Here is a 20,324-nt window from a genome sequence, read left to right as displayed (position 1 = left end):
GGCGCGCGCTCCCCCGCTTTGTCTAACCTCCCCGGCCCGGCGGGGTGGGGCGGCGGGTGTTGGCCAAACGGGCGCGCGGGCTCACCCTCACACCAAAAACCTCCCCGCCCGGTGGCGCGGCCGGGCGGCGGCCACGTTTCTCTGCAACGGCCCCGCATGCGGGGCCGTCTGCGTTCACTGGATGGTGATGACCTTCACTTCGGTCTGCGTGCAGGCCTTGTCCAGGCACTGTCCGTTCAACCACACCTGGCCATCACCGATCATCACGCCCTGCTGGTTGACGAACACCTTGCCGAAGTCCTGCGCGGACACCGCCTTGAGCACCGCCGGGGTGATGATCTTCTCGTAGTTGCGCTGGAACTCACCCGGGCCGGTGATCTTCTTTCCGCCGGCGATGTTCAGCGGGAAGCGCACCTGTTCCACCACGGCCGCGCGGTCGCCGCCGATCACGGCGGTCTTGAAGGCATTGAAGACTTTTTCGTACTGCGCGGCATCACCCAGCAGGGTTTCGATGCGTGCGCGGGCGTCGTCGTCGGTCGCCGGCGCGGCCTGCCCGGAAGCGGCATCCTCCGCATGCGCGGTGGCGGCCTGCGGTGCCGCTGCAGCATCGGGCGTGGTGCTGGCCGCCGCTTCGGCTGGCGTCGCACCGGTCATCGGCGGTGGCGCATCGGCGCCGGACTCCGGCGGCGCGGCCGGCTGTGAACAGGCGGCCAGCAGCAGTGCCGGAATCAGGAATGCAATCGTGCGCATGCACAGGCTCCATCGGATCAAGACCCCGATGGTAGCGCCGGGCCATGCCCGGCGTGTGTGCCATGGGTGAGGACGCCGGGCATGGCCCGGCGCTACCACGCCGCGATCAGGCCTTCAGCAGCTCGAACTGCACGGCCTCGCCCACGGCCGAAGATGCGCACACCCACACATCGAACTGGCCCGGCTCGGCGCGCAGCACGCCGTCGCGCCCGGTGAACGCCAGCTGCTCACGCTTGATCGTGAACACCACCTCGGTCGACTCGCCCGGCTGCAGCGCCACCTTGCGGAAATCCTTCAGCTCGCGCACCGGCCGCACGCGGCTGGCCACGCGGTCGTGGATGTACAGCTGCACTACTTCCTCGCCGGCCACGTCGCCGCTATTGGTCAGCGTGGTGGTGAGGGTGAGGGTGTCGTCCCAGCCCAGCTGGGCCTGGCTCAACTGCGGCACGCCATAGGCAAACGTGGTGTAGCCGATACCGTGGCCGAACGGGTACAGCGGCTCGTTCGGAATCTCGCGCCAGCGCGCCTTGAACTCCGACATGGTCGGCAGTTCCGGGCGACCGGTACGCGGGTGGTTGTAGAAGTACGGCTGCTGGCCGGACACCTGCGGGAAGCTCACCGGCAGGCGGCCGGACGGGCTGTAGTCGCCGAACAGCACATCGGCTACGGCATGGCCGGTCTGTGTACCGAGGTACCAGGTGATCGCCACCGCATGCGCATTGCGCACGGCGCCCTGCAGGGCCAGCGCGCGACCATTGCGCAGCAGCACCACCAGCGGCTTGCCGGTCATCGCCACCGCTTCGGCCAGCGCCTGCTGTGCCGGCGGCAGGGTGATCTCGACGCGCGACTGCGCTTCGCCGCTGTAACGCTGCGGTTCGCCCAGCGCCAGCACCACCACGTCGGCGCGCAGCGCGGCGGCCACGGCCGCTTCGGTGCCACCGGGGATGGCCACTTCCAGTTCGCAGCCCGGCACGATCTCCAGCAGCGTTTCATCGCCGATGGCGGCGCGCACGCCGGTTTCCAGATCCACATAGCGCTGCTTGTCGCCGAACAGCGTCCAGCAGCCTTCGATGTTCTCGCGGTCCTGCACGAACGGGCCGATCAGCGCGATCTTCTGCCCGGTCTTCTGCAGCGGCAGCACGTTGTCGCGGTTGTTCAGCAGCACGATCGAGCGGCGCGCCGCATCGCGCGACAGTTCGTCATGCGCGGCGATGTGCGAGGTATCCGCTTCACGTACCGGGTCCAACGAACGGTACGGGTCGTCGAACAGGCCGATGGTTTCCTTCAGCCACAGGATGCGGCGCACGCCTTCATCCAGCACCGCCATCGGCACCTCGCCGCTCTCGACCAGGCCCGGCAGGTGCTCGGCGTAGAAGCCGCTCTGCATGCTCAGGTCCAGGCCGGCGGTGAACGCCTTGGCAGTGGCATCGCGGTCGTCGGCGGCATAACCGTGCGCGACCAGTTCCATGTCGGCGGTGTAATCGGAGATCACCACGCCCGGGAAGTTCCACTCACCGCGCAGGATGTCGGTCAGCAGCTCGGCGTTGGCGCTGGCGGGCACGCCGTTGATGTCGTTGAACGAAGACATCACGGTGATCGCGCCGGCGTCGAAGGCAGCCTTGAACGGCGGCAGGTGCACATCGCGCAGGGTCTGCGGCGAGATGTCCACCATGTTGTATTCCATGCCCGCCATCACCGCACCGTAGGCGGCGAAGTGCTTGGGCGTGGCCAGCAGCGAATCGGCGGCACGCAGGTCGCCGCCCTGGAAACCGCGTACGCGGGCGGCGGCGAAGAAGCAACCCAGCACCACGTCTTCACCGGCGCCCTCGGCGCCACGGCCCCAGCGCTGGTCGCGGGCGATATCCACCGCCGGCGCGTAGGTCCAGTGCAGGCCGGCGGCGGTGGCTTCAATGGCGGTGGCACGCGCGGTGCGTTCGGCCAGGTCCGGCTCGAAGCTGGCAGCCTCACCCAGCGGGATCGGGAACACCGTGCGCATGCCATGGATGACATCGGCGGCCAGGATCACCGGGATGCCAAGACGGCTTTCCTCGGTGGCGACCTGCTGGATGCGGCGACCCAGCTCGGCGCCGACCCCGTTGAACAGCGAGCCGACCTTGCCCTCGCGCACCTGCTGCAGCACCTGGTCGGCGTTGCGCACGTTGGCTTCCGGGTTCACGTCCGGGGCGAACGGGCGGACCATGTCCGCGAAAACTCCCAGCTGGCCGACTTTTTCCTCGACGGTCATCTGGGCAATGAGGGATTCGATGCGATCGGAGGCCACCGGCAGTCCTTGATGAAAACGTTTACAAGCCCGGCATTCTAGCGATCCCGGGCCGTTTGGCGAGAGGTTTCGTCATTCAGTTTCAGCCACCAGCGGGGTCCGTACGGTCCCGCCGGCGGCTTCGCAGCTTACTCCGAGCCGGCCAACTGGCGCTGCCCGGCCATCAACATCGCATCGCTGGAGGCCTGGAACACCCGCAGGCCAAAGGCCGGCAGGATCGCCAGCAGGTGGTCGAAGATGTCCGACTGCACCGCCTCGTACTCGCCCCAGGCGGTGCTGCGGGTGAAGCAGTACAGCTCCAGCGGCAGCCCTTCGGTGGTCGGCTGCAGCTGGCGTACCAGCAGGGTCATGTCGGCATGGATGCCCGGATGGCTGCCCAGATAGCGCTCCACATACGCACGGAAGGTGCCCAGGTTGGTCACCCGGCGGCTGTTGACCTCGGCCACGCCCTGCTCGCGCAGGCGCCCGTTCCACTGGCCCAGCTCCTGCTCCTTGGCCTGCAGGTAATCACCCAGCAGCGCGAACTGGCCGAGGAACGCCAGGTCGCGCGCTTCCAGGAAGCCGACACTGTGCTGGTCCAGGTACAGCGCGCGCTTGATCCGGCGGCCGCCCGCTTCCTGCATGCCGCGCCAGTTCTTGAACGACTCGGTCACCAGCTTCTTGGTCGGAATGGTGGTGATGGTCTTGTCGAAGTTCTGCACGGTGATGGTGTGCAGCGCGATATCGATGACGTCACCGTCGGCGTTCTGGCTGGGCATCTCGATCCAGTCGCCGATGCGCACGCGGCCATCGCCACTGATCTGCACGCTGGCCACCAGTGACAGGATGGTGTCCTGGAAAATCAGCATCAGCACGGCGGTGGCGGCGCCCAGGCCGGTGACCAGCGGCCCCAGCGCAACCCCCAGCAGGGTGGCGAGAATGGACAGGCCGGCAGCCACGAACACCACGATCTTGACCACCTGCAGGTAGCCCTTGATCGGCTTGTTGCGCGCATCCGGCTTGCGCTCGTACAGGCTGTTGGCCGCGTCCAGCGCATGCGAGAACGCCATCGACACCGTCAGTACGGCCCACACGATGCACAGCTTGATGATGACGTTGACCAGGCCTGGTGGCAGGTCGGGAATGAGGGTGATACCCGAGGCGATCACCTGGCTGGGCACCACGTTGGACAGGCGCGAGATCACCCGCATCAGGTGGCTGCCACGCCCGGATTCGGCACCGGGCAGGCGCTGCAGCAGGCGCCGCAGGCCACGCACCAGGATGCGCTTGGTCACCCAGTTGGCCAGGCCCGCTGCGACCAGCAGCGCCGTGATCATCAACGCCAGGTAGGCGCCGGGATAGGGTTCCAGTGTGTTCTGCAGCCGTTCCAGCCACTGTACCGCCACCACCGCATCCACCATCAGTTGTCTCCGTTGTTGTTCGTTGTCGTTGGGGTTGCCGGCCAGCGGCCGGTACTACCGGGTCAGTCCCGCGTGCGCTCGATGATCACGCCTACCGCACGCGCACCGCGCACCGCGCCGGGCTTGCTCAGCTTCAGGCGCAGCCACTTCACCTCGAATTCGTCCAGCACGATCTGCGCGCAACGCTCGGCCAGGGTCTCGACCAGGCCGAACTCCGATTCACGCACGAACTGCTCCAGGCGCTTGCTGACCGCCTTGTAGTTCAAGGTGTGGGCGATGTCATCGCTGGCGGCCGGGCGACGGTTGTCAAAGCCCATCTCCAGATCGAACACCAGGTCCTGACGGATCCGCCGTTCCCAGTCGTAGATGCCGATCAGGGCGTCGATCGTCAGCCCTTCGATGAAAACCTTGTCCATTGCGGTTACCGGCCGAATACAAGCGGCCATGGTAACGGCACGGCGGTGACGCTGCCTGAAACGGGCGCTGTCGTGGCGTCTGCGCGGGCCTGAAAAAACAAAGGGCCCTGCTAGCGGGGCCCTTTGGTACTACCGATAGTCCCCGGGGGGAGCTCTCTCAAGCCGCGAGTCCCGGTGGCGCAGGTACGCAGATTAGACAGGGACCAAACTGTGGGTCAAGGCTATTTGCGACAAGGCAGATCCACGCATTTGCCCCAGCCGAAATGGAGGAGATCGGCCATGAGCAAAAGGTTGTCTCCCGATGTTCGTCGACGCCCTCGCCGGCCAGCATCACTCCTCCTCCACCACCGCACGTCACGATGGCTGCATACGATGCATTGAGGCGCGCCTTGTCAGCGGAGCGGCTGTCGACCTACGAGAGAATCGCATCGACCTGCGGCCCGGATGTCAGTGCCCAATCCCTGTACCTGTGGAACATGCGGATGTGCGGTGCGCTGCTCATGCCGGTCCATCTGTGCGAGGTGATCACCCGCAACGCGGCAGCAATCGTGCTTGCACGACAGCACGGCGCACATTGGCCTTGGAATGAAGCTTTCCGACGCAGGCTGCCGGCATCTTCATCCGCTTCGGCGAGAACCGCGCTGGAACAGGTTGCCTGCCGCACGACCGACACATCCGAGATCATCGCCAATCTGCCGATGGTCTTCTGGCAACAACTCTTCACCTGCCGCTTCGACGCCTCGCTGTGGATACCGGCACTCAGGGGGGTGTTGCGTCATGCGCCCTCAGCTCATCCCAGTGTCATCAGGAAAGCCATCCATGCCGACCTCGGGCGTATCCGCCATCTGCGCAACCGCATCGCCCACCACGAACCCATTCTGGAACGTGACATCGGCACCGACCTGGCGGCGATCGGGCGGCTGATCCACGCTCGCTGCCCCCACACGCTGACGTGGCTGCAACGCCACGAGCGGGCTACGACCCTGCTGGCGGCCTCGCCGTTGGCGGGTCGTCGCGCATGAAGGCCGGCCAGCGGTTCAGACCGCCGGCAACGTCGCCATGTCCCAGCGCGGGGTCACTTCCACCTTCGGTGGGTTGTGCTGGCCTGCCTGCAGCCGCAGCGCACCGGCAAACGCGATCATCGCGCCGTTGTCGGTGCACAGCGACGGACGCGGGAAGCAGGCCCGGCCGCCCAGGCGCTCGGCCATCTGCTGCAGGCGCGCGCGCAGGCGGGTATTGGCGCCCACACCGCCGGCCACCACGATCACATTGGTCCCGGCCGCTTCCAGCGCGCGTTCGCACTTGATGGACAGCGTCTCGACCACGGCATCTTCGAAGCCACGGGCGATGTCGGCACGGGTCTGTTCGCTCTGGTCGCTGTCGCGCCAGGCCATCAGCACCTGCGTCTTCAGGCCGGAGAAACTGAAATCCAGGCCTGGCCGATCCGTCATCGGCCGTGTGAAACGGTACGCCCCCGGCGTGCCCTGCTCGGCCAGCCTGGCCAGCTGCGGGCCGCCGGGGTACGGCAGCCCCATCATCTTGGCGGTCTTGTCGAAGGCCTCGCCGGCCGCATCGTCCAGGGTCTCGCCCAGCAGCCGGTACTGGCCGATGGCGTCGACAGCCACCAACTGGGTATGGCCGCCGGACACCAGCAGGGCCACGAACGGCGCCTGCGGCGGGTCGTCCTCCAGCAGCGGGGCCAGCAGGTGGCCTTCCATGTGGTGTACGCCCACAGCAGGCACTTCCAGCGCCCAGGCCAGCGACCGCGCCACCCCGGCACCGACCAGCAGTGCCCCGACCAGGCCAGGGCCGGCGGTGTAGGCCACCCCGTCGATGTCGTTCACACCCAGCCCGGCTTCGGCCAGCGTCTGCCGTACCAGCGGCAGCAGCTTGCGGACATGGTCGCGGCTGGCCAGCTCAGGCACCACACCGCCGTACTCGGCGTGCAGGGCGATCTGGCTGTAGACCGCATGGGCGCGCAGGGCCGCGCTGCCGGACAGGTCGGTGTCATACACCGCCACGCCGGTCTCGTCACAGGAAGATTCGATGCCAAGGACTCGCATGCCTGCTATTATGACGCCCCTGTCGCCCCCTCGGGGGACGGCAGATCCCCATAGCACGCAAACGACTCGCCCCTATTCAGGGTTGGCCGCTTGCAGTTTGTTTATTCGCCGCTATAATGTGCGGCTCGCCGGGCGTGACCCGGTTCTACTGTGTCCCGGAGATTCCATGCCCAGCGTCAAAGTCCGCGAGAACGAACCCTTCGAGTTTGCTCTTCGCCGCTTCAAGCGCACTTGCGAAAAGGCCGGTGTGCTGGCCGAAACCCGCAAGCGCGAGTTCTACGAAAAGCCGACCCAGGAGCGTAAGCGCAAGGCCGCCGCTGCTGTGAAGCGTCAGCTGCGCCGTTCCTCGCGCGACGTCACCAAGCGTCAGCGCCTGTACTGATCGGACGCATCTTCGTTGCGGCGGGCATCCCCTGCCGTGATGGAGTCGAAGCCGGCACGCGCGAGCGTCGCCGGCTTTTTGCGTTTCCGGGCCTGGGCATCCGCCCCTGCCCCACCACACACCACGAGGGTTCCTCATGAGCATGAAGCAGCAGCTCACCGATGACATGAAGGCCGCCATGAAGGGCGGCGAGAAGCACAAGCTGGGCGTCATCCGCCTGATCAACGCGGCCATCAAGCAGCGCGAAGTGGACGAGCGCATCGAGCTCGACGACACCGCCGTGATCGCCGTGCTGGACAAGATGGTCAAGCAGCGCAAGGACTCGGTCAGCCAGTTCGAAGCCGCCAACCGCGAAGACCTGGCCGAGATCGAGCGCGCCGAGATCGTGGTGATCGAAGCCTACCTGCCCGCCAAGATGGGCGAAGCCGAGATCGTCGCCGCCATCCAGGCCGCCATCGCCGAGACCGGCGCCAGCAGCGCGGCAGACATGGGCAAGCTGATGGGCGCACTGAAGCCCAAGCTCGCCGGCCAGGCCGACATGGGCCTGGTGTCCAAGCTGGTCAAGCAGCAGCTGGCCTAAGGCAGCACTTATCCGGTAGCGCCGGGCAATGCCCGGCGTTTCCGATGCTTCACCGCGCCTTCGACCCCGGGCTGTTACAACGCCGGCATGGTTGAACCCGCGCACACTGTTCCCGTGAATCTACGCAAATACGTCCAGCGCCTGCAGGACAGCTTCCCGATGGCCGTCGGCAAGCGCTTCGTCGAAATCGACGTACTCACCCAGGCCGCCTCGGTCTCTTTCTACGCCCTGCTTTCGATGGCACCGCTGCTGGTGCTGCTGCTGTGGCTGACCGCCTCGCTGTACCCGCCCGCGCAGCAGGCCCTGGTCGACCAGATCAGTGCCGCCGCCGGCAGCAGCGCGGCCACCGTGGCCGAAACCGTGCTGAAGAACGCCGACAACCAGCCCGACGTGGGATCGCTGGCCGGCCTGTGGAGCACACTGTTGTTGTTCGTGGGCGCCACTGCGGTGTTCGCCCAGCTGCAGAACGCACTGAACCTGATCTTCCGCACCAGCGGCGAACGGCTTGAAGGCATCAAGGCCTGGCTGCGCAAGCGCGTGTTCTCCTTCGGCGTGGTGCTGGCGCTGGGCTTCCTGCTGATCCTGTCGATGACAGCCACCACCATGCTGCAGGTGGCGTTCGCGCAGTTGCCGTCGATCCTGCCGGCCATCGGTTACCTGACCAGCCTGCTGCTGTACGCGGTGGGCTTTGCCTTCATGTACCACTACCTGCCCGACCGGCGCGTGGCGTGGCGCCAGGCCTTCATCGGCGGCGCCATCACCTCGGCGCTGTTCGCGTTGGGCCGCTATGGCATCGGCGTCTACATCGCCACCGTGGCCCCGGGCAGCGCCTATGGCTCGATGGGCGCGCTGGTCATTTCGCTGGTCTGGATCTACTACGCCACCGTGGTGTTCTTCGTTGGCGCATTGATGACGGCGGTGATCGACGAGCGCCTGCGCGCACGCAGCCATCTGGCGGCGGCCGGCATCGATCCTGCCGAGGCCGGCCCGCTGCCCGGCAGGGAGTAAACTAGGCGGACTGTTTGTTCCGCCTCGCGTGGCCACTGGCCGCGCCCCTGCCTTGTTGCCCATGGCCCGTATCCCCGACGCATTCATCGACGACCTGCTGGCCCGCTCCGACATCGTCGAGGTGGTGGGCAGCCGCGTGCCGTTGAAACGTCAAGGCAAGGAGTACGCCGCGCGCTGCCCGTTCCATGACGAACGCTCGGCCTCGTTCACCGTCTCGCCGACCAAGCAGTTCTATCACTGCTTCGGCTGCGGCGCGCACGGCACCGCCATCAGCTTCCTGATGAACTACGACCGCCTCGAGTTCCTCGATGCGGTGGACGAACTGGCCAAGCGTGCCGGCATGGAAGTACCGCGCAGCGAGAACCCGCGCAGCGCCCAGCAGCAGGACGACAGCCGCGAGTTGTACTCCGCGCTGGATGCCGCCACGAAGTTCTTCCAGAAGCATCTGGAAGGCAGCGACAAGGCGCGCAGCTACCTGGATGGGCGCGGCGTGGATGAAGAGAACCGCGCGCGCTTCCAGATCGGCTATGCGCCGGATGGCTACAGCGGCCTGCGCGATGCGCTGGGCAAGGACGAGCGGCGGATGAAGCTGCTCGACCGCGCCGGCCTGTTCTCCAAGAACGACCGTGGCCACGTCTACGACAAGTTCCGCGACCGGGTGATGTTCCCGATCTTCGACCGCCGTGGCCGGGTGATCGCCTTCGGCGGCCGCGTGTTCGAAAAGGACGACGGCCCCAAGTACCTCAACTCGCCCGAGACCGCGCTGTTCCACAAGGGGCGTGAACTGTACGGCCTGTGGCAGGTGCGCCAGGCCAACCAGAAGATCGAGCGCTTGATCGTGGTCGAGGGCTACATGGATGTGGTCTCGCTGTTCCAGTTCGGCGTCACCCAGGCGGTGGCGACGCTGGGCACGGCCACCACGCCGGACCACGCCGAGCTGCTGTTCCGCAACGCACCGGATGTGTTCTTCTGCTTCGACGGCGATGCCGCCGGCCGCCGCGCCGGCTGGAAGGCGCTGGAATCGGTGCTGCCACGCATGAAGGATGGCCGCCAGGCGTTCTTCTTGTTCCTGCCCGATGGCGAGGACCCGGACAGCATCGTGCGCAAGGAAGGCGCCGACGCGTTCGACGAACGCCTGAAGCAGGCCACGCCACTGTCGCAGTTCTTCTTCGACGAGCTCAGCCGCGAGGTCAACCTGGGCACGCTTGATGGCAAGGCGCGCCTGGCCGAGCGGGCGAAGCCGATGCTGGCGCAGATTCCCGACGGCGCCTTCGGCGATCTGATGAAGCAGCAGCTGGGGCAGCTGACCGGCCTGGGCGGCAACAACGCCGCACGGCCGTCAATGCCGCAGCGTGCGCCGTCGCGCACCATCCAGCCGGTGGCCAGGCGCAGCCTGGTGCGCGGTGCGATCGCGGTGCTGCTGCAGCAACCGTCACTGGCCTTGTCGCTTGGCGGCAAGCACCACTTCCAGGGCCTGCGCCTGCCCGGGGTGGAGCTGCTGCTGGAGCTGCTGGGACTGGTCGAACAGCGCCCGGACATCAGCACCGGCGCCCTGCTGGAACATTTCGATGGCCGTGAAGAGCAGGCCTCGCTGCACACCTTGGCTGCGCAGGTGATGCCCGGCGACGATGCGATGTGGACCCAGGAACTTCACGATGCGGTCGCTCAGCTGGAAAAACAGCTGCTGGTGCAACGTCTGGAAGAGTTGTTGGCAAAGCAGCGCCAGCAGGGTCTGGACGATACTGACAAGTACGAACTGCGCGAGCTGTTGAAGGCCCGCGCCACCCTGCGCCTGTAGCGGCGCCACGCTTCCGGAGAGCCCATGCTGCTGCGCCTGACCTGCCTGCTGTTGCTGTCGCTCTGTTCGATCCTGCCGGCCCTGGCCGACGCTGCCGACCTGCCTGAAGTGCGCCCCGGCCTTTACGCCGGCGGCCAGCCCACCGCTGCCCAGCTGCAGGCCCTGGCAGCACAAGGCGTGCGCACGGTCATCGATCTGCGCCAGCCCGATGAAGACCGCGGCTTCGATGAGACCGGCCAGGCCGAAGCGCTGGGCCTGCGCTATGTGCGCATCCCCGTCGCGGGCGCCGATGGACTGGATGCCGCCAACGTGCGTGCCGTGCACCAGGCACTGCAGCAGAGCCAGGGGCCGGTGCTGCTGCACTGTGCCTCCGGCAACCGCGCCGGCGCCGTGCTCGGCCTGGTCAACGCGCGCCATGAACATGCCAGCCCCGAACAGGCCCTGCAGCTGGGCCAGCGTGCCGGCCTGAAGTCGCTGGAAGCGGCCACCCGCGAGCGCCTCGCCGCGCCCGTCACCTCCCCCTGATTCCCCAGTACCAAGGAGCCTGCCCACCATGACCCGCTGGTGGTCGCGCCTGCGACCGGACAACTTCACCCTCGCCCTGCTATGCACGGTAGGCCTGGCCTCGCTGCTGCCGATGAAGGGCGCCGCCGCCATCGTCCTCGACGACGTCACCACGATCGCCATCGCTGCGCTGTTCTTCCTGCACGGCGCGCGCCTGCCGCGTGAATCGATCATCGGCGGCATGCTGCACTGGCGGCTGCACCTGACCATTCTGGCCTGCACCTTCATCCTGTTCCCGCTGCTGGGGCTGTTGTTCAAGCCGCTCTCGGGCTGGCTGCTGACCCCCGAGCTGTACCTGGGCGTGCTGTTCCTGTGCACCCTGCCCTCCACCGTGCAATCGTCCATCGCCTTCACCTCGATGGCGCGCGGCAACGTGCCGGCGGCAGTGTGCAGCGCCTCGCTGTCGAGCATCCTCGGCGTGTTCCTGACGCCATTGCTGCTGACCGCATTCGCGGGCACATCCGGCGGCGTGCACGATCCGCTGCATGCCATCGGCGGCATCATGCTGCAGCTGCTGGTGCCGTTCGTGGCCGGCCACCTGCTGCGGCCGTGGATAGCCGGCTGGGTGGAGAAGCAGCGCGCGCTGCTGCGCTACACCGACCAGGCCACCATTCTGCTGGTGGTCTATTCCGCATTCGGCGAAGCGGTAACCGAGGGCTTGTGGAGCAAAACGCCGCTGCTGTCATTGTTCGCCGTCGCGGTGGTTGCCGCGGTGCTGCTGGGCATCGCCATGCCGCTGATCACCTTCATCGCGCGCCGCCTGCGCTTCAACCGCGAAGACGAGATCGCCATCGTGTTCTGCGGCTCGAAGAAGAGCCTGGCCACCGGCGTGCCGATCGCCAAGGTATTGTTTGCCGGCGGCAGCCTCGGCGCCATCGTGCTGCCGGTGATGATCTACCACCAGATCCAGCTGATCGTCTGCGGCGTGATCGCGCAGCGCTATGCGCGGCGCAAGCCGTGACCCGACACGCGGCCTTCTGCCGAAAACCATCCACGCATGGCGTGGATCTACTGTAGAGCCGAGCCCATGCTCGGCTGAGGGCGCTCCACGCCATGCGTGGATGCGTCAGCCCTTTACAACCAGGGCAGGATCCAGTGGTCCACCAGCAGGAAGGCGAACAGCGCCATCAGGTAGACGATGGAGTAGCTGAACATCTTCATCGAGAACAGCTCGTCCGGCGGGTCGAGCATGCGCCAGGCGTACCAGAGGAACACCGCGTTGAGCACGATCGCGCCGCCCAGGTAGAACGCGCCGCTCATGCCGACCACGTACGGCAGTACGCAGACCAGCGCCAGCACCACCGAGTACGCCATGATCTGCTTGCGGGTGTGCACCACGCCGTGGGTGACCGGCAGCATCGGGATTTCCGCCTTGGCGTAGTCCTCGCGGCGGAAGATCGCCAGCGCCCAGAAGTGCGGCGGTGTCCAGATGAAGATGATCAGCACCAGCAGCGACGAGTACGCCCAGTCCGACGAACCCTGCATGCCGGTCACCGCCGCCCAGCCCAGCATCGGCGGCATCGCGCCGGCCAGGCCACCGATGACGATGTTCTGCGAGGTCGCGCGCTTGAGGTATACGGTGTAGATCACCGCGTACCCGATCAGCGAAGCGAACGTCAGCACCGCGGTGATCCAGTTCACCCACAGCACCAGGATCGCCATCGACAGCACGATCAGCACGCTGGCGAACACCAGCACCTGCCACGGCTTGACCTTGCCCACCACCAGCGGGCGCCACGAAGTGCGCGCCATCTGTGCATCGATGTGCGCATCCAGCAGCTGGTTGATGGCTGCTGCGGCCGAGGCGGCCAACCAGATGCCGAGGAAGCCGAGCACACCGGCGCGCACCTGCTCCCAGCTGGGCACGCCCGGGATGGCCAGGACCATGCCGACCAGCGCGGTGAAGACGATCAGGGCGACGACCTTGGGTTTGGTCAGGTCCCAGTACTGGCGATAGTTGGAAAACATGGAATCAGTCCGGGGCACGCAGGCGGGCCAGCAGGCTGACCAATACAAACAACAGGGCAACGGCTACGCCGTTGTGCAACACCGCCACTTCCAGCGGCAAGGCCAGCTTCACATTGAGGATGCCCAGGGTGACCTGCAGCACCAGCAACGCCATCAGTGCCGACGCCCAGCCACGCATGCTCGGCAACCGGAACAGACGCAGGCCCAGCCACAGCAGGTAAGCGGCAACAACGATGGCAAACAGGCGGTGTGCCATCTGGATGGCAATACGCGAGGCGCCATCGAGCACGCCACCTTCGTAGTCCACGCCGATGCCACGCCAGAGGGTGAAGCCCTCGGCGAAGTTGTGCTGCGGCCACCACTGGTTGGCGCAGCGCGGGAAGTTGTCCAGCGAAGCGCTGCCACCACCGCACGCCAGCGCCGCGTAGTTGGCGCTGACCCAGCCACCGAGCGCGATCTGGGTGACCAGTACGGCCACGCCGATGCGCAGCAGCCACTTCAGCTTCGGCGCTTCGGCCAGAGTGATCGGCATGTGCGTGGCGCGCCACGCCATCCACACCAGCAGGCCGAACATCAGCATGCCGCCCAGCAGATGGCCCATCACCACGATGGGCTTGAGCAGCAGGGTCACCGTCCACATGCCCAGCAGGGCCTGGAAGATCACTACCGCCAGGGTCAGCAACGCAGCGCGCGCCAGGTCGATGTTGCTCCAGCGCAGCGCAGCGATCAGCAGGATCGCCTCGCCGATCAACGCCAGGATGCTGGCCGTGCCGTGCCACCCCATCATGTACAGCGGTATGCCCGCCGCCACCAGTACGCAGGCGGTCACTACCGCCGTGCTGCCGAAACGACGCTTGCGGGTGGCCAGCAGGGCCAGGGTCAGGATCTCGATGCCGAGCGCGCCGGCCAGGAAACGGTGCACCTGCTCACGCCAGGCCTTGTGCGTTTCCAGCGGGCGGATCTCCGCGGCCGGATGGCCGATCGTCTCTTCCACGTGCTGCGGCCAGGTCGCCTGCCCATAGCAGGTCGGCCAGTCCGGGCAGCTCAGGCCGGCATCGGACAGGCGCACGAACGCACCGAACATGATCGTGCTCGCGGTCATGATCATGGCGAACCACGCCAGGCGGTGGAAGTTGCGGTGCAGCGCCGGACGCGCGGAAAGGCTCATCAAACAGGACTCACTTCAGTTTCAGCAACGTGGCCATGTCCTTGCGCAGGCCACCGAGATCGCTCCCGGGGGCATGACGCATGATCACGAAGCCGTTCGGATCGATCACGTAGACCGGCAAACCGGCCGGATCATCGACGCCGGGCAGCGTCGCGCGCAGTGCTGGCGACGGTGCCAGCGGCCGCAGCGCGGGCAGCGAGGCGATCGACGCCGGTGGCGTTCCCAGCCACAGGATCTCCACATTATCGGCGTTATGGCCGAACAGCTGCCACACCTTGCCCAGCCCCTGCGACAAAGTGACGCACTGCGCGTCGCATGCACCGGCCGGTGCCACCAGCAGCCGCCAGGTGCGCGCTTCCGGGTTCCAGGGGTAGGCGCTGCCGTCGGCCAGCGTCGGTGGCTGCTGGCGCAGGTCCACCGGCGGCTTCAGCATCTGGCCGTTGTTGCGGTGTGCGGTCGGCTGCCAGCCGGAGAAGCGCAGCACGGCAGCCAGTGCCATTGCCCCGAAGAAAACGGCGAACAGCAGCAGCAGGGTCCGGCGGCCGTTGCCGCGCGCCTGCGGGGACGTAGCAGTGTTCATGCAGTGCATTTTCTCATGGTTGGGTGATGGATGCCGGGGCCGGTAGTGCCGGCCGCTGGCCGGCAACCACCGGATCAATCAGATGCCGGCCAGCGGCCGGTACTACCGTGTTGAACGCCTCCTGCGCCATTCCAGCACCAGCGCCACGATCAGCACCGTCAGCGCCAGCCCGAACCACTGCACCGCATAGCCCAGATGGCGCTCGGGCGGCAGCGTGTTCGGCAGCAGGTCGAGATCGCGTTCATCGCCGAAGGGCAGCGCCGGATCCAGCCGCAGCACGCGCTCGGGCAGCGCAGGCAACCCCAGTGAGGCTGCCAGGCCCTCGGCCGGCAAGCGGCTGGCCAACCAGCGGCCCGTCTCGCCGGTTGCGGTGAACGCCGGCCCCAGCACCAGCCCGGCCGACGGCGGCGGTGCCAGCAGGCCGCGTACATCCACCGGCGACGGTGGCAACGGCAGCTGCGGCAACTGGCGATCCGGCGGCAGCGCGCGCCAGCCCAGGTCCACCAGCAACACGCTGCCGGCATCACTGCGGAAAGGGCGGTAGATCTTCACTCCGGCGCGGCCGTGGCGCATCTGGTTGTCCAGCAGCACCACGCCCGGCAGGAAACGGCCGTGGTCGGCCACCCCATGCAGGGCCCCCGGTGCTGCCAGCGCCTGCGCCAATGACAACGCCTGCGCAGTGGCTGGCGCCTGTGCATCCAGCATGGCCTGCTTGGCATGCATCCGTTGCAGCTGCCACACGCCCAACGCGCTGAATCCGGCCATGGCCAGCACGGCCATCAGCCAACCGATCACCCGCGTGTGCTGGCGCGTCATGACAAGTCCGCGCAAACGCGGTCAGATAGGCACATCCACCCTGCCTTCGAGCCGCGCATGAGTGATTCGCTGAAGACCCTGCTGGTAATCGCGTTTCTGATCGTCATCGTCTGGAATCTGGGCGCCGGCCTGTATTACCTGCTGGTGGACCGTGGCCAGACCAAGCGCACGGTCAACGCGCTGACCCGTCGCATCGGCGTGTCGGTGGCGTTGATCGTACTGGTGATCGTGTGCATCTACATGGGCTGGATCAAACCGCATGGCATCAGCGGCTGAGGCCGCCGCACGCCGCGCGGTCAAAGCACGTAGACAAACAGGAACAGCATCAGCCACACCACGTCGACGAAGTGCCAGTACCACGCGGCCGCTTCAAAGGCGAAATGGTTGTCGCGGGTGAAATGCCCCTTCGCCGAGCGCAGCCACATCACGATCAGCATGATCGTGCCCAGCAGCACGTGCGCGCCGTGGAAGCCGGTCAGCATGAAGAAGGTCGAACCGTAGATGCCTGATCCGAGCGTCAGGTTCAGCTCCTTGTAGGCGTGGATGTATTCCTCCGCCTGCAGGGTGAGGAAGCCCAGGCCAAGCAGCACGGTCAGCCCCAGCCAGACCAGCAGCTGGCGACGGTTGCCCGCCTTCAACGCGTGGTGGGCGATGGTCAGGGTCACGCCCGAGGTCAGCAGGATCAACGTATTGATCAGCGGCAGGCCCCAGGCCGGGATGGTCTGGAAGGCGCCGCCGATCGCCGCCGGGCCATTGGTTGGCCAACCGGCCGAGTAGCCCTGCCACAGCAGCTCGTTGGTCATCACCCCGCGGCCTTCGCCACTGAGCCAGGACAGGCCAAGGTGGCGGGTATAGAACAGCGCACCGAAGAAGGCACCGAAGAACATCACTTCGGAGAAGATGAACCAGACCATGCCCATCCGGAACGAGCCATCGACCTGGCGGTTGTAGTTGCCGGCCTGCGATTCGCGCACCACGTCGCTGAACCACCAGAACAGGGTCACCACCAGCATCGCGATGCCCGCGTAGAAGGTCCAGCGGCCCCAGCTGGCGTCATTGAGCCAGCTGGCGACGCCGACCATGGTCACCATCATTGCGATGGAACCCACGAACGGCCATTTGCTCTGGGCCGGAACGAAGTACACGTTGGCGTCGGTCGGTGTCTGGGCCATGGTCGGTATCCGGGTCAGGGAGCGGCGTGTGCGCCCGCCGACGTGGCGGGCGCAGCCAGCCGGTCGGACAACGCATCGTTGCGGTAGAAGGTGTAGGACAGGGTGATCGTGCGGATCTCCGGCGGCAGGTCCGGATCGACGATGAAGCGCACCGGCATGTCGCGCTTTTCGCCGGCCTGCAGGGTCTGCGCGGTGAAGCAGAAGCACTCGGTCTTGCTGAAGAACCCCGACGCGCGCGCCGGCGCCACCGAAGGCACGGCACTGCCCACCACCGCCTGCTGGCTGTCGTTGCGGGCGAAGTACAGTGCTTCATTGAGCTCGCCCGGCACCACGTCCATGGTCAGCTGCTCGGGATGGAACGACCACGGCAGCCGTGAGTTCACGCCACCGTCGAATTCCACCCGCACGGTGCGCTTGCCGGACGCGGCCCCGGTACTGGCCTCGCTGCCCGGCCCGCGCTCCAGGCGCACGCCGAACACCTTTTCGCAGGCAATGCGGTACAGCGGCACCAGTGAGAACGTCAGCAGGAACACGACCACCGCCACGCCGATCAGGCGCGGCAGCCCGGCGCTGCGTGACGTCGCGGTGGCCGGCGCCTCGCTCATCGCCCCATCACCCCGCTCAGGATGAAGCCGACATAGACCAGCACGGCCACCGCGCCCACCCACATCGCAGTGCGACGTGCGCGTTGCCGGCGCAGAGCCATTTCGTCGGTGTCGATGGAAGGACTCTCCTCATGCATGTCGCACCTCAATGACCGATGTCGTCGTGGGCCAGGTCACCCGGGCGGATGGTCGGCGGCGTGGTGAAGGTGTGCGCCGGTGCCGGCGAGGGCAGCGTCCACTCCAGGCCGCGCGCGCCTTCCCAGGAGCGGGCCTCGGCCTTCTCGCCGTTGCGCAGCGAGGACAGCAGGATCGCGGCCATCATGAACGGGGTAGCGAACATGCCGAACGCGCCGATCGAACTGATCAGGTTCCAGTCGGCGAAGGCCACGCTGTAATCGGGAATGCGGCGCGGCATGCCGGCCAGGCCGAGGAAATGCTGCGGGAAGAACAGCAGGTTGACGAATACGATCGACCACCAGAAGTGCACCTTGGCCCACGTCTCGTTGTACATGCGCCCGGTCCATTTCGGCCACCAGTAGTACACCGCCGCGATCAGCGCGAACACCGCGCCGGTCACCAGCACGTAGTGGAAGTGGGCCACCACGAAGTAGGTGTCGTGGTACTGGAAGTCGGCGGCGACAATGGCCAGCATCAGGCCGGAGAACCCACCGATGGTGAACAGGATGACGAAGGCCACCGACCACAGCATGGGTGCCTCGAACGTCAACGAGCCACGCCACATGGTGCTGACCCAGTTGAACACCTTCACCCCGGTCGGGATCGAGATCAGCATGGTGGCGAACATGAAGTAGATCTCGCCACCCAGTGGCATGCCCACGGTGAACATGTGGTGGGCCCAGACGATGAACGACAGGAACGCGATCGCGGCAGTGGCGTACACCATCGCCTGGTAGCCGAACAGCGGCTTGCGGCTGAAGGTCGGGATGATCTCGCTGACCACGCCGAAGGCGGGCAGGATCATGATGTAGACCTCGGGATGGCCGAAGAACCAGAAGATGTGCTGGAACATCACCGGGTCGCCGCCACCGGCGGCATTGAAGAAGCTGGTGCCGAAGAACTTGTCGGTCAGCAGCATGGTCACCGCACCGGCCAGCACCGGCATCACCGCGATCAGCAGGAAGGCGGTGATCAGCCAGGCCCAGCAGAAGATCGGCATCTTCAGCAGATCGATACCCGGTGCGCGCATGTTCAGCACGGTGGCGATGATGTTGATCGCGCCCATGATCGAACTGATGCCGGCAACGTGGATGGCGAACACGGTGAAGGCGACGTTGTAGCCACCCTGCAGCGACAGCGGCGGGTACAGCGTCCAGCCACCGGCCGGCGCACCACCGGGCAGCAGGAAGGTCATCAACAGCAGGCTGAAGGCCACAGGCAGCAGCCAGAACGACCAGTTGTTCATGCGCGGCAGCGCCATGTCCGGCGCGCCGATCTGCAACGGGATCATCCAGTTGGCCAGGCCGACGAAGGCCGGCATCACACCGCCGAAGATCATCACCAGTGCATGCACGGTGGTCAGCTGGTTGAAGATCTCCGGACGGATGTACTGGATGCCGGGCTGGGCCAGTTCCAGCCGTATCAGCACACTCATGAACGCGCCGATGACGAACATGATGAAGCTGAAACCCAGGTACAGCGTGCCGATGTCCTTGTGGTTGGTCGAGAAGAACCAACGCTCGAAGAAGCTCTGCGGGTGGTGATGATCGTCGTGCCCAACTGCCGAGTGCGCCATTGCCAAACACCTCTCAGGATCGGTTGTCGCCGCGGCCGCGATGCGGCCACGGGCAGTTACATCAGGCTCCGCTGGCGGTCGCTGCCGGCGCGCTGCCGGCTTCGGCCGCTGCCGGTGCGGCTGCAGGCGGCTCCGGGGTTCCGGCAGCAGGGGCCGCAGGTGCAGCCGGTTCGGCAGGCGGCGCCGGCTTGCGCTGCGCCAGCCACTGCTTGAACTCCTCCTTGGACACCGCCTCGACCACGATCGGCATGAAGCCATGGTCCTTGCCGCACAGCTCCGCGCACTGCCCACGGTAGACGCCCGGCTGCTCGATGCTGGTCCAGGCCTCGTTGATGAAGCCCGGAATCGCATCCTGCTTCCAGCCCAGCGCCGGTACCCACCAGGCGTGGATCACGTCATCGGAGGTGATCACGAAGCGCACCTTGGTATCGACCGGCAGCACCAGCCGGTTGTCGACATCAAGCAGGTAATGCGGATGGCTTTCGCGCGTCGGCACCTTGCCGCTCTGCCGCATGCGGTCGGATTCGCGGTCCAGGCGGCTGGTGAAGGTGACGTTCTCACCGAGGTATTCGTACTTCCACATCCACTGGTAGCCGGTCACCTTCACGGTCATCTCGGCATCGCGGGTGTCGTACATCTTGATCAGGTTGGCCGTGGCCGGCCACGCCATCACCACCAGGATGATCACCGGAATCACCGTCCAGATGATCTCGGCCTTGGTGTTGTGGCTGAACGTGGCAGCGACCGCCCCCTTGGACTTGCGGAACTTGAACATCGCATAGGCCATCGCACCGAACACGATCACCCCGATCACCGAGCAGACGATCAGCGAGAGGTTGTTCGATTCCCAGGCCAGGCGCGAGGTCTGGGTCACCCCCTTGCCCATGTTCAGCTGCCACGGCTTTGGATCAGCCGCCTGGGCCAGTGCCGTCCCCGGCATCGACAGCAGGGCCCCCATCGCGGCGGCCATTGCAACGCACTTCGTGCCCCACCTTCTGCTTTGCTTCATTGCCTAGACCC

The 20,324-nt window shown here is 66.4% G+C and carries 22 protein-coding genes; 8 read left to right on the top strand and 14 right to left on the bottom strand.

Annotation, left to right across the window (positions count from 1 at the left end; all coding sequences use genetic code 11):
• Positions 1-174 precede the first annotated feature (174 nt).
• The 4 genes from ACVOLJ_RS17745 to folB form a co-directional block, all read right to left on the bottom strand.
• Positions 175-750, bottom strand: coding sequence for a hypothetical protein (locus ACVOLJ_RS17745; RefSeq protein ID WP_481564727.1), 576 nt, complete (start codon positions 748-750; stop codon positions 175-177).
• Between the two features lie 106 nt (positions 751-856).
• Entirely contained in the window at positions 857-3,031 is a 2,175-nt protein-coding gene (locus tag ACVOLJ_RS17740) for a glycoside hydrolase family 3 N-terminal domain-containing protein (protein WP_481564726.1), read from the bottom strand.
• A 128-nt stretch (positions 3,032-3,159) separates the two neighbouring features.
• A complete protein-coding gene (locus ACVOLJ_RS17735) occupies positions 3,160-4,431 on the bottom strand; it encodes a mechanosensitive ion channel family protein (protein WP_475279494.1) in 1,272 nt (423 codons plus the stop codon).
• A gap of 62 nt (positions 4,432-4,493) precedes the next feature.
• Entirely contained in the window at positions 4,494-4,847 is a 354-nt protein-coding gene (gene folB, locus ACVOLJ_RS17730) for a dihydroneopterin aldolase (protein WP_475279495.1), read from the bottom strand.
• A 359-nt stretch (positions 4,848-5,206) separates the two neighbouring features.
• On the opposite strand from folB, the gene ACVOLJ_RS17725 reads away from it, so the two are divergent.
• Entirely contained in the window at positions 5,207-5,869 is a 663-nt protein-coding gene (locus ACVOLJ_RS17725) for a hypothetical protein (RefSeq protein ID WP_481564725.1), read from the top strand.
• Between the two features lie 15 nt (positions 5,870-5,884).
• On the opposite strand, the gene tsaD is transcribed toward ACVOLJ_RS17725, so the two are convergent.
• Complete coding sequence (gene tsaD / locus ACVOLJ_RS17720) at positions 5,885-6,910, bottom strand: tRNA (adenosine(37)-N6)-threonylcarbamoyltransferase complex transferase subunit TsaD (protein WP_481564724.1); 1,026 nt, start codon at positions 6,908-6,910, stop codon at positions 5,885-5,887.
• 166 nt (positions 6,911-7,076) lie between these two features.
• On the opposite strand from tsaD, the gene rpsU reads away from it, so the two are divergent.
• The 6 genes from rpsU to ACVOLJ_RS17690 all read left to right on the top strand — a co-directional run bounded on the left by rpsU (position 7,077) and on the right by ACVOLJ_RS17690 (position 12,203).
• A complete protein-coding gene (gene rpsU / locus ACVOLJ_RS17715; RefSeq protein WP_002808376.1) occupies positions 7,077-7,292 on the top strand; it encodes a 30S ribosomal protein S21 in 216 nt (71 codons plus the stop codon).
• 136 nt (positions 7,293-7,428) lie between these two features.
• Positions 7,429-7,872 (top strand): GatB/YqeY domain-containing protein, encoded by a 444-nt coding sequence (locus ACVOLJ_RS17710; protein WP_475279498.1) that lies wholly within the window; start codon positions 7,429-7,431, stop codon positions 7,870-7,872.
• Positions 7,873-7,959: 87 nt separating this feature from the next.
• Positions 7,960-8,880 (top strand): YihY/virulence factor BrkB family protein, encoded by a 921-nt coding sequence (locus ACVOLJ_RS17705; protein ID WP_475279499.1) that lies wholly within the window; start codon positions 7,960-7,962, stop codon positions 8,878-8,880.
• Between the two features lie 61 nt (positions 8,881-8,941).
• A complete protein-coding gene (gene dnaG, locus ACVOLJ_RS17700; protein ID WP_475279500.1) occupies positions 8,942-10,678 on the top strand; it encodes a DNA primase in 1,737 nt (578 codons plus the stop codon).
• Positions 10,679-10,702: 24 nt separating this feature from the next.
• Positions 10,703-11,203: a protein tyrosine phosphatase family protein gene (locus tag ACVOLJ_RS17695; RefSeq protein ID WP_481564723.1), complete on the top strand. Its 501-nt coding sequence runs from the start codon at positions 10,703-10,705 to the stop codon at positions 11,201-11,203.
• Positions 11,204-11,231: 28 nt separating this feature from the next.
• The gene (locus tag ACVOLJ_RS17690; protein WP_475279502.1) at positions 11,232-12,203 is read left to right on the top strand and encodes a bile acid:sodium symporter family protein; all 972 of its coding nucleotides are present in this window, start codon (positions 11,232-11,234) and stop codon (positions 12,201-12,203) included.
• 113 nt (positions 12,204-12,316) lie between these two features.
• Here the strand turns inward: ACVOLJ_RS17690 and cyoE are convergent, their stop codons facing one another.
• The 4 genes from cyoE to ACVOLJ_RS17670 form a co-directional block, all read right to left on the bottom strand.
• A complete protein-coding gene (gene cyoE, locus ACVOLJ_RS17685) occupies positions 12,317-13,210 on the bottom strand; it encodes a heme o synthase (RefSeq protein ID WP_475279503.1) in 894 nt (297 codons plus the stop codon).
• 4 nt (positions 13,211-13,214) lie between these two features.
• Positions 13,215-14,378, bottom strand: coding sequence for a COX15/CtaA family protein (locus tag ACVOLJ_RS17680; RefSeq protein ID WP_475279504.1), 1,164 nt, complete (start codon positions 14,376-14,378; stop codon positions 13,215-13,217).
• A 10-nt stretch (positions 14,379-14,388) separates the two neighbouring features.
• On the bottom strand, positions 14,389-14,958 hold the full coding sequence (locus ACVOLJ_RS17675; protein WP_475279505.1) for a hypothetical protein: 570 nt from the start codon (positions 14,956-14,958) through the stop codon (positions 14,389-14,391).
• Positions 14,959-15,060: 102 nt separating this feature from the next.
• Complete coding sequence (locus tag ACVOLJ_RS17670; protein WP_481564722.1) at positions 15,061-15,774, bottom strand: SURF1 family protein; 714 nt, start codon at positions 15,772-15,774, stop codon at positions 15,061-15,063.
• A 57-nt stretch (positions 15,775-15,831) separates the two neighbouring features.
• Here ACVOLJ_RS17670 and ACVOLJ_RS17665 point away from each other — a divergent pair, with 57 nt between their 5' ends.
• Positions 15,832-16,050, top strand: a complete 219-nt coding sequence (locus ACVOLJ_RS17665; protein WP_475279507.1) for a twin transmembrane helix small protein — start codon at positions 15,832-15,834, stop codon at positions 16,048-16,050.
• 20 nt (positions 16,051-16,070) lie between these two features.
• Here ACVOLJ_RS17665 and ACVOLJ_RS17660 read toward each other — a convergent pair whose 3' ends face one another.
• From ACVOLJ_RS17660 to coxB, 5 genes are all read right to left on the bottom strand, one after another.
• Positions 16,071-16,946: a cytochrome c oxidase subunit 3 gene (locus ACVOLJ_RS17660; RefSeq protein WP_475279508.1), complete on the bottom strand. Its 876-nt coding sequence runs from the start codon at positions 16,944-16,946 to the stop codon at positions 16,071-16,073.
• A gap of 14 nt (positions 16,947-16,960) precedes the next feature.
• Positions 16,961-17,551, bottom strand: coding sequence for a cytochrome c oxidase assembly protein (locus ACVOLJ_RS17655; RefSeq protein WP_475279509.1), 591 nt, complete (start codon positions 17,549-17,551; stop codon positions 16,961-16,963).
• Positions 17,548-17,688 (bottom strand): hypothetical protein, encoded by a 141-nt coding sequence (locus tag ACVOLJ_RS17650; RefSeq protein WP_475279510.1) that lies wholly within the window; start codon positions 17,686-17,688, stop codon positions 17,548-17,550. Before ACVOLJ_RS17650 ends, ACVOLJ_RS17655 begins: the two co-directional genes overlap by 4 nt.
• An 8-nt stretch (positions 17,689-17,696) precedes the next feature.
• Entirely contained in the window at positions 17,697-19,304 is a 1,608-nt protein-coding gene (gene ctaD / locus ACVOLJ_RS17645; protein WP_475279511.1) for a cytochrome c oxidase subunit I, read from the bottom strand.
• A gap of 61 nt (positions 19,305-19,365) precedes the next feature.
• Positions 19,366-20,313 (bottom strand): cytochrome c oxidase subunit II, encoded by a 948-nt coding sequence (coxB, locus tag ACVOLJ_RS17640; protein ID WP_481564721.1) that lies wholly within the window; start codon positions 20,311-20,313, stop codon positions 19,366-19,368.
• Between the last annotated feature and the right edge of the window lie 11 nt (positions 20,314-20,324).

The organism is Stenotrophomonas sp. STEN046 (assembly GCF_056759755.1).
This window is presented reverse-complemented; position numbering and strand designations above follow the sequence as displayed.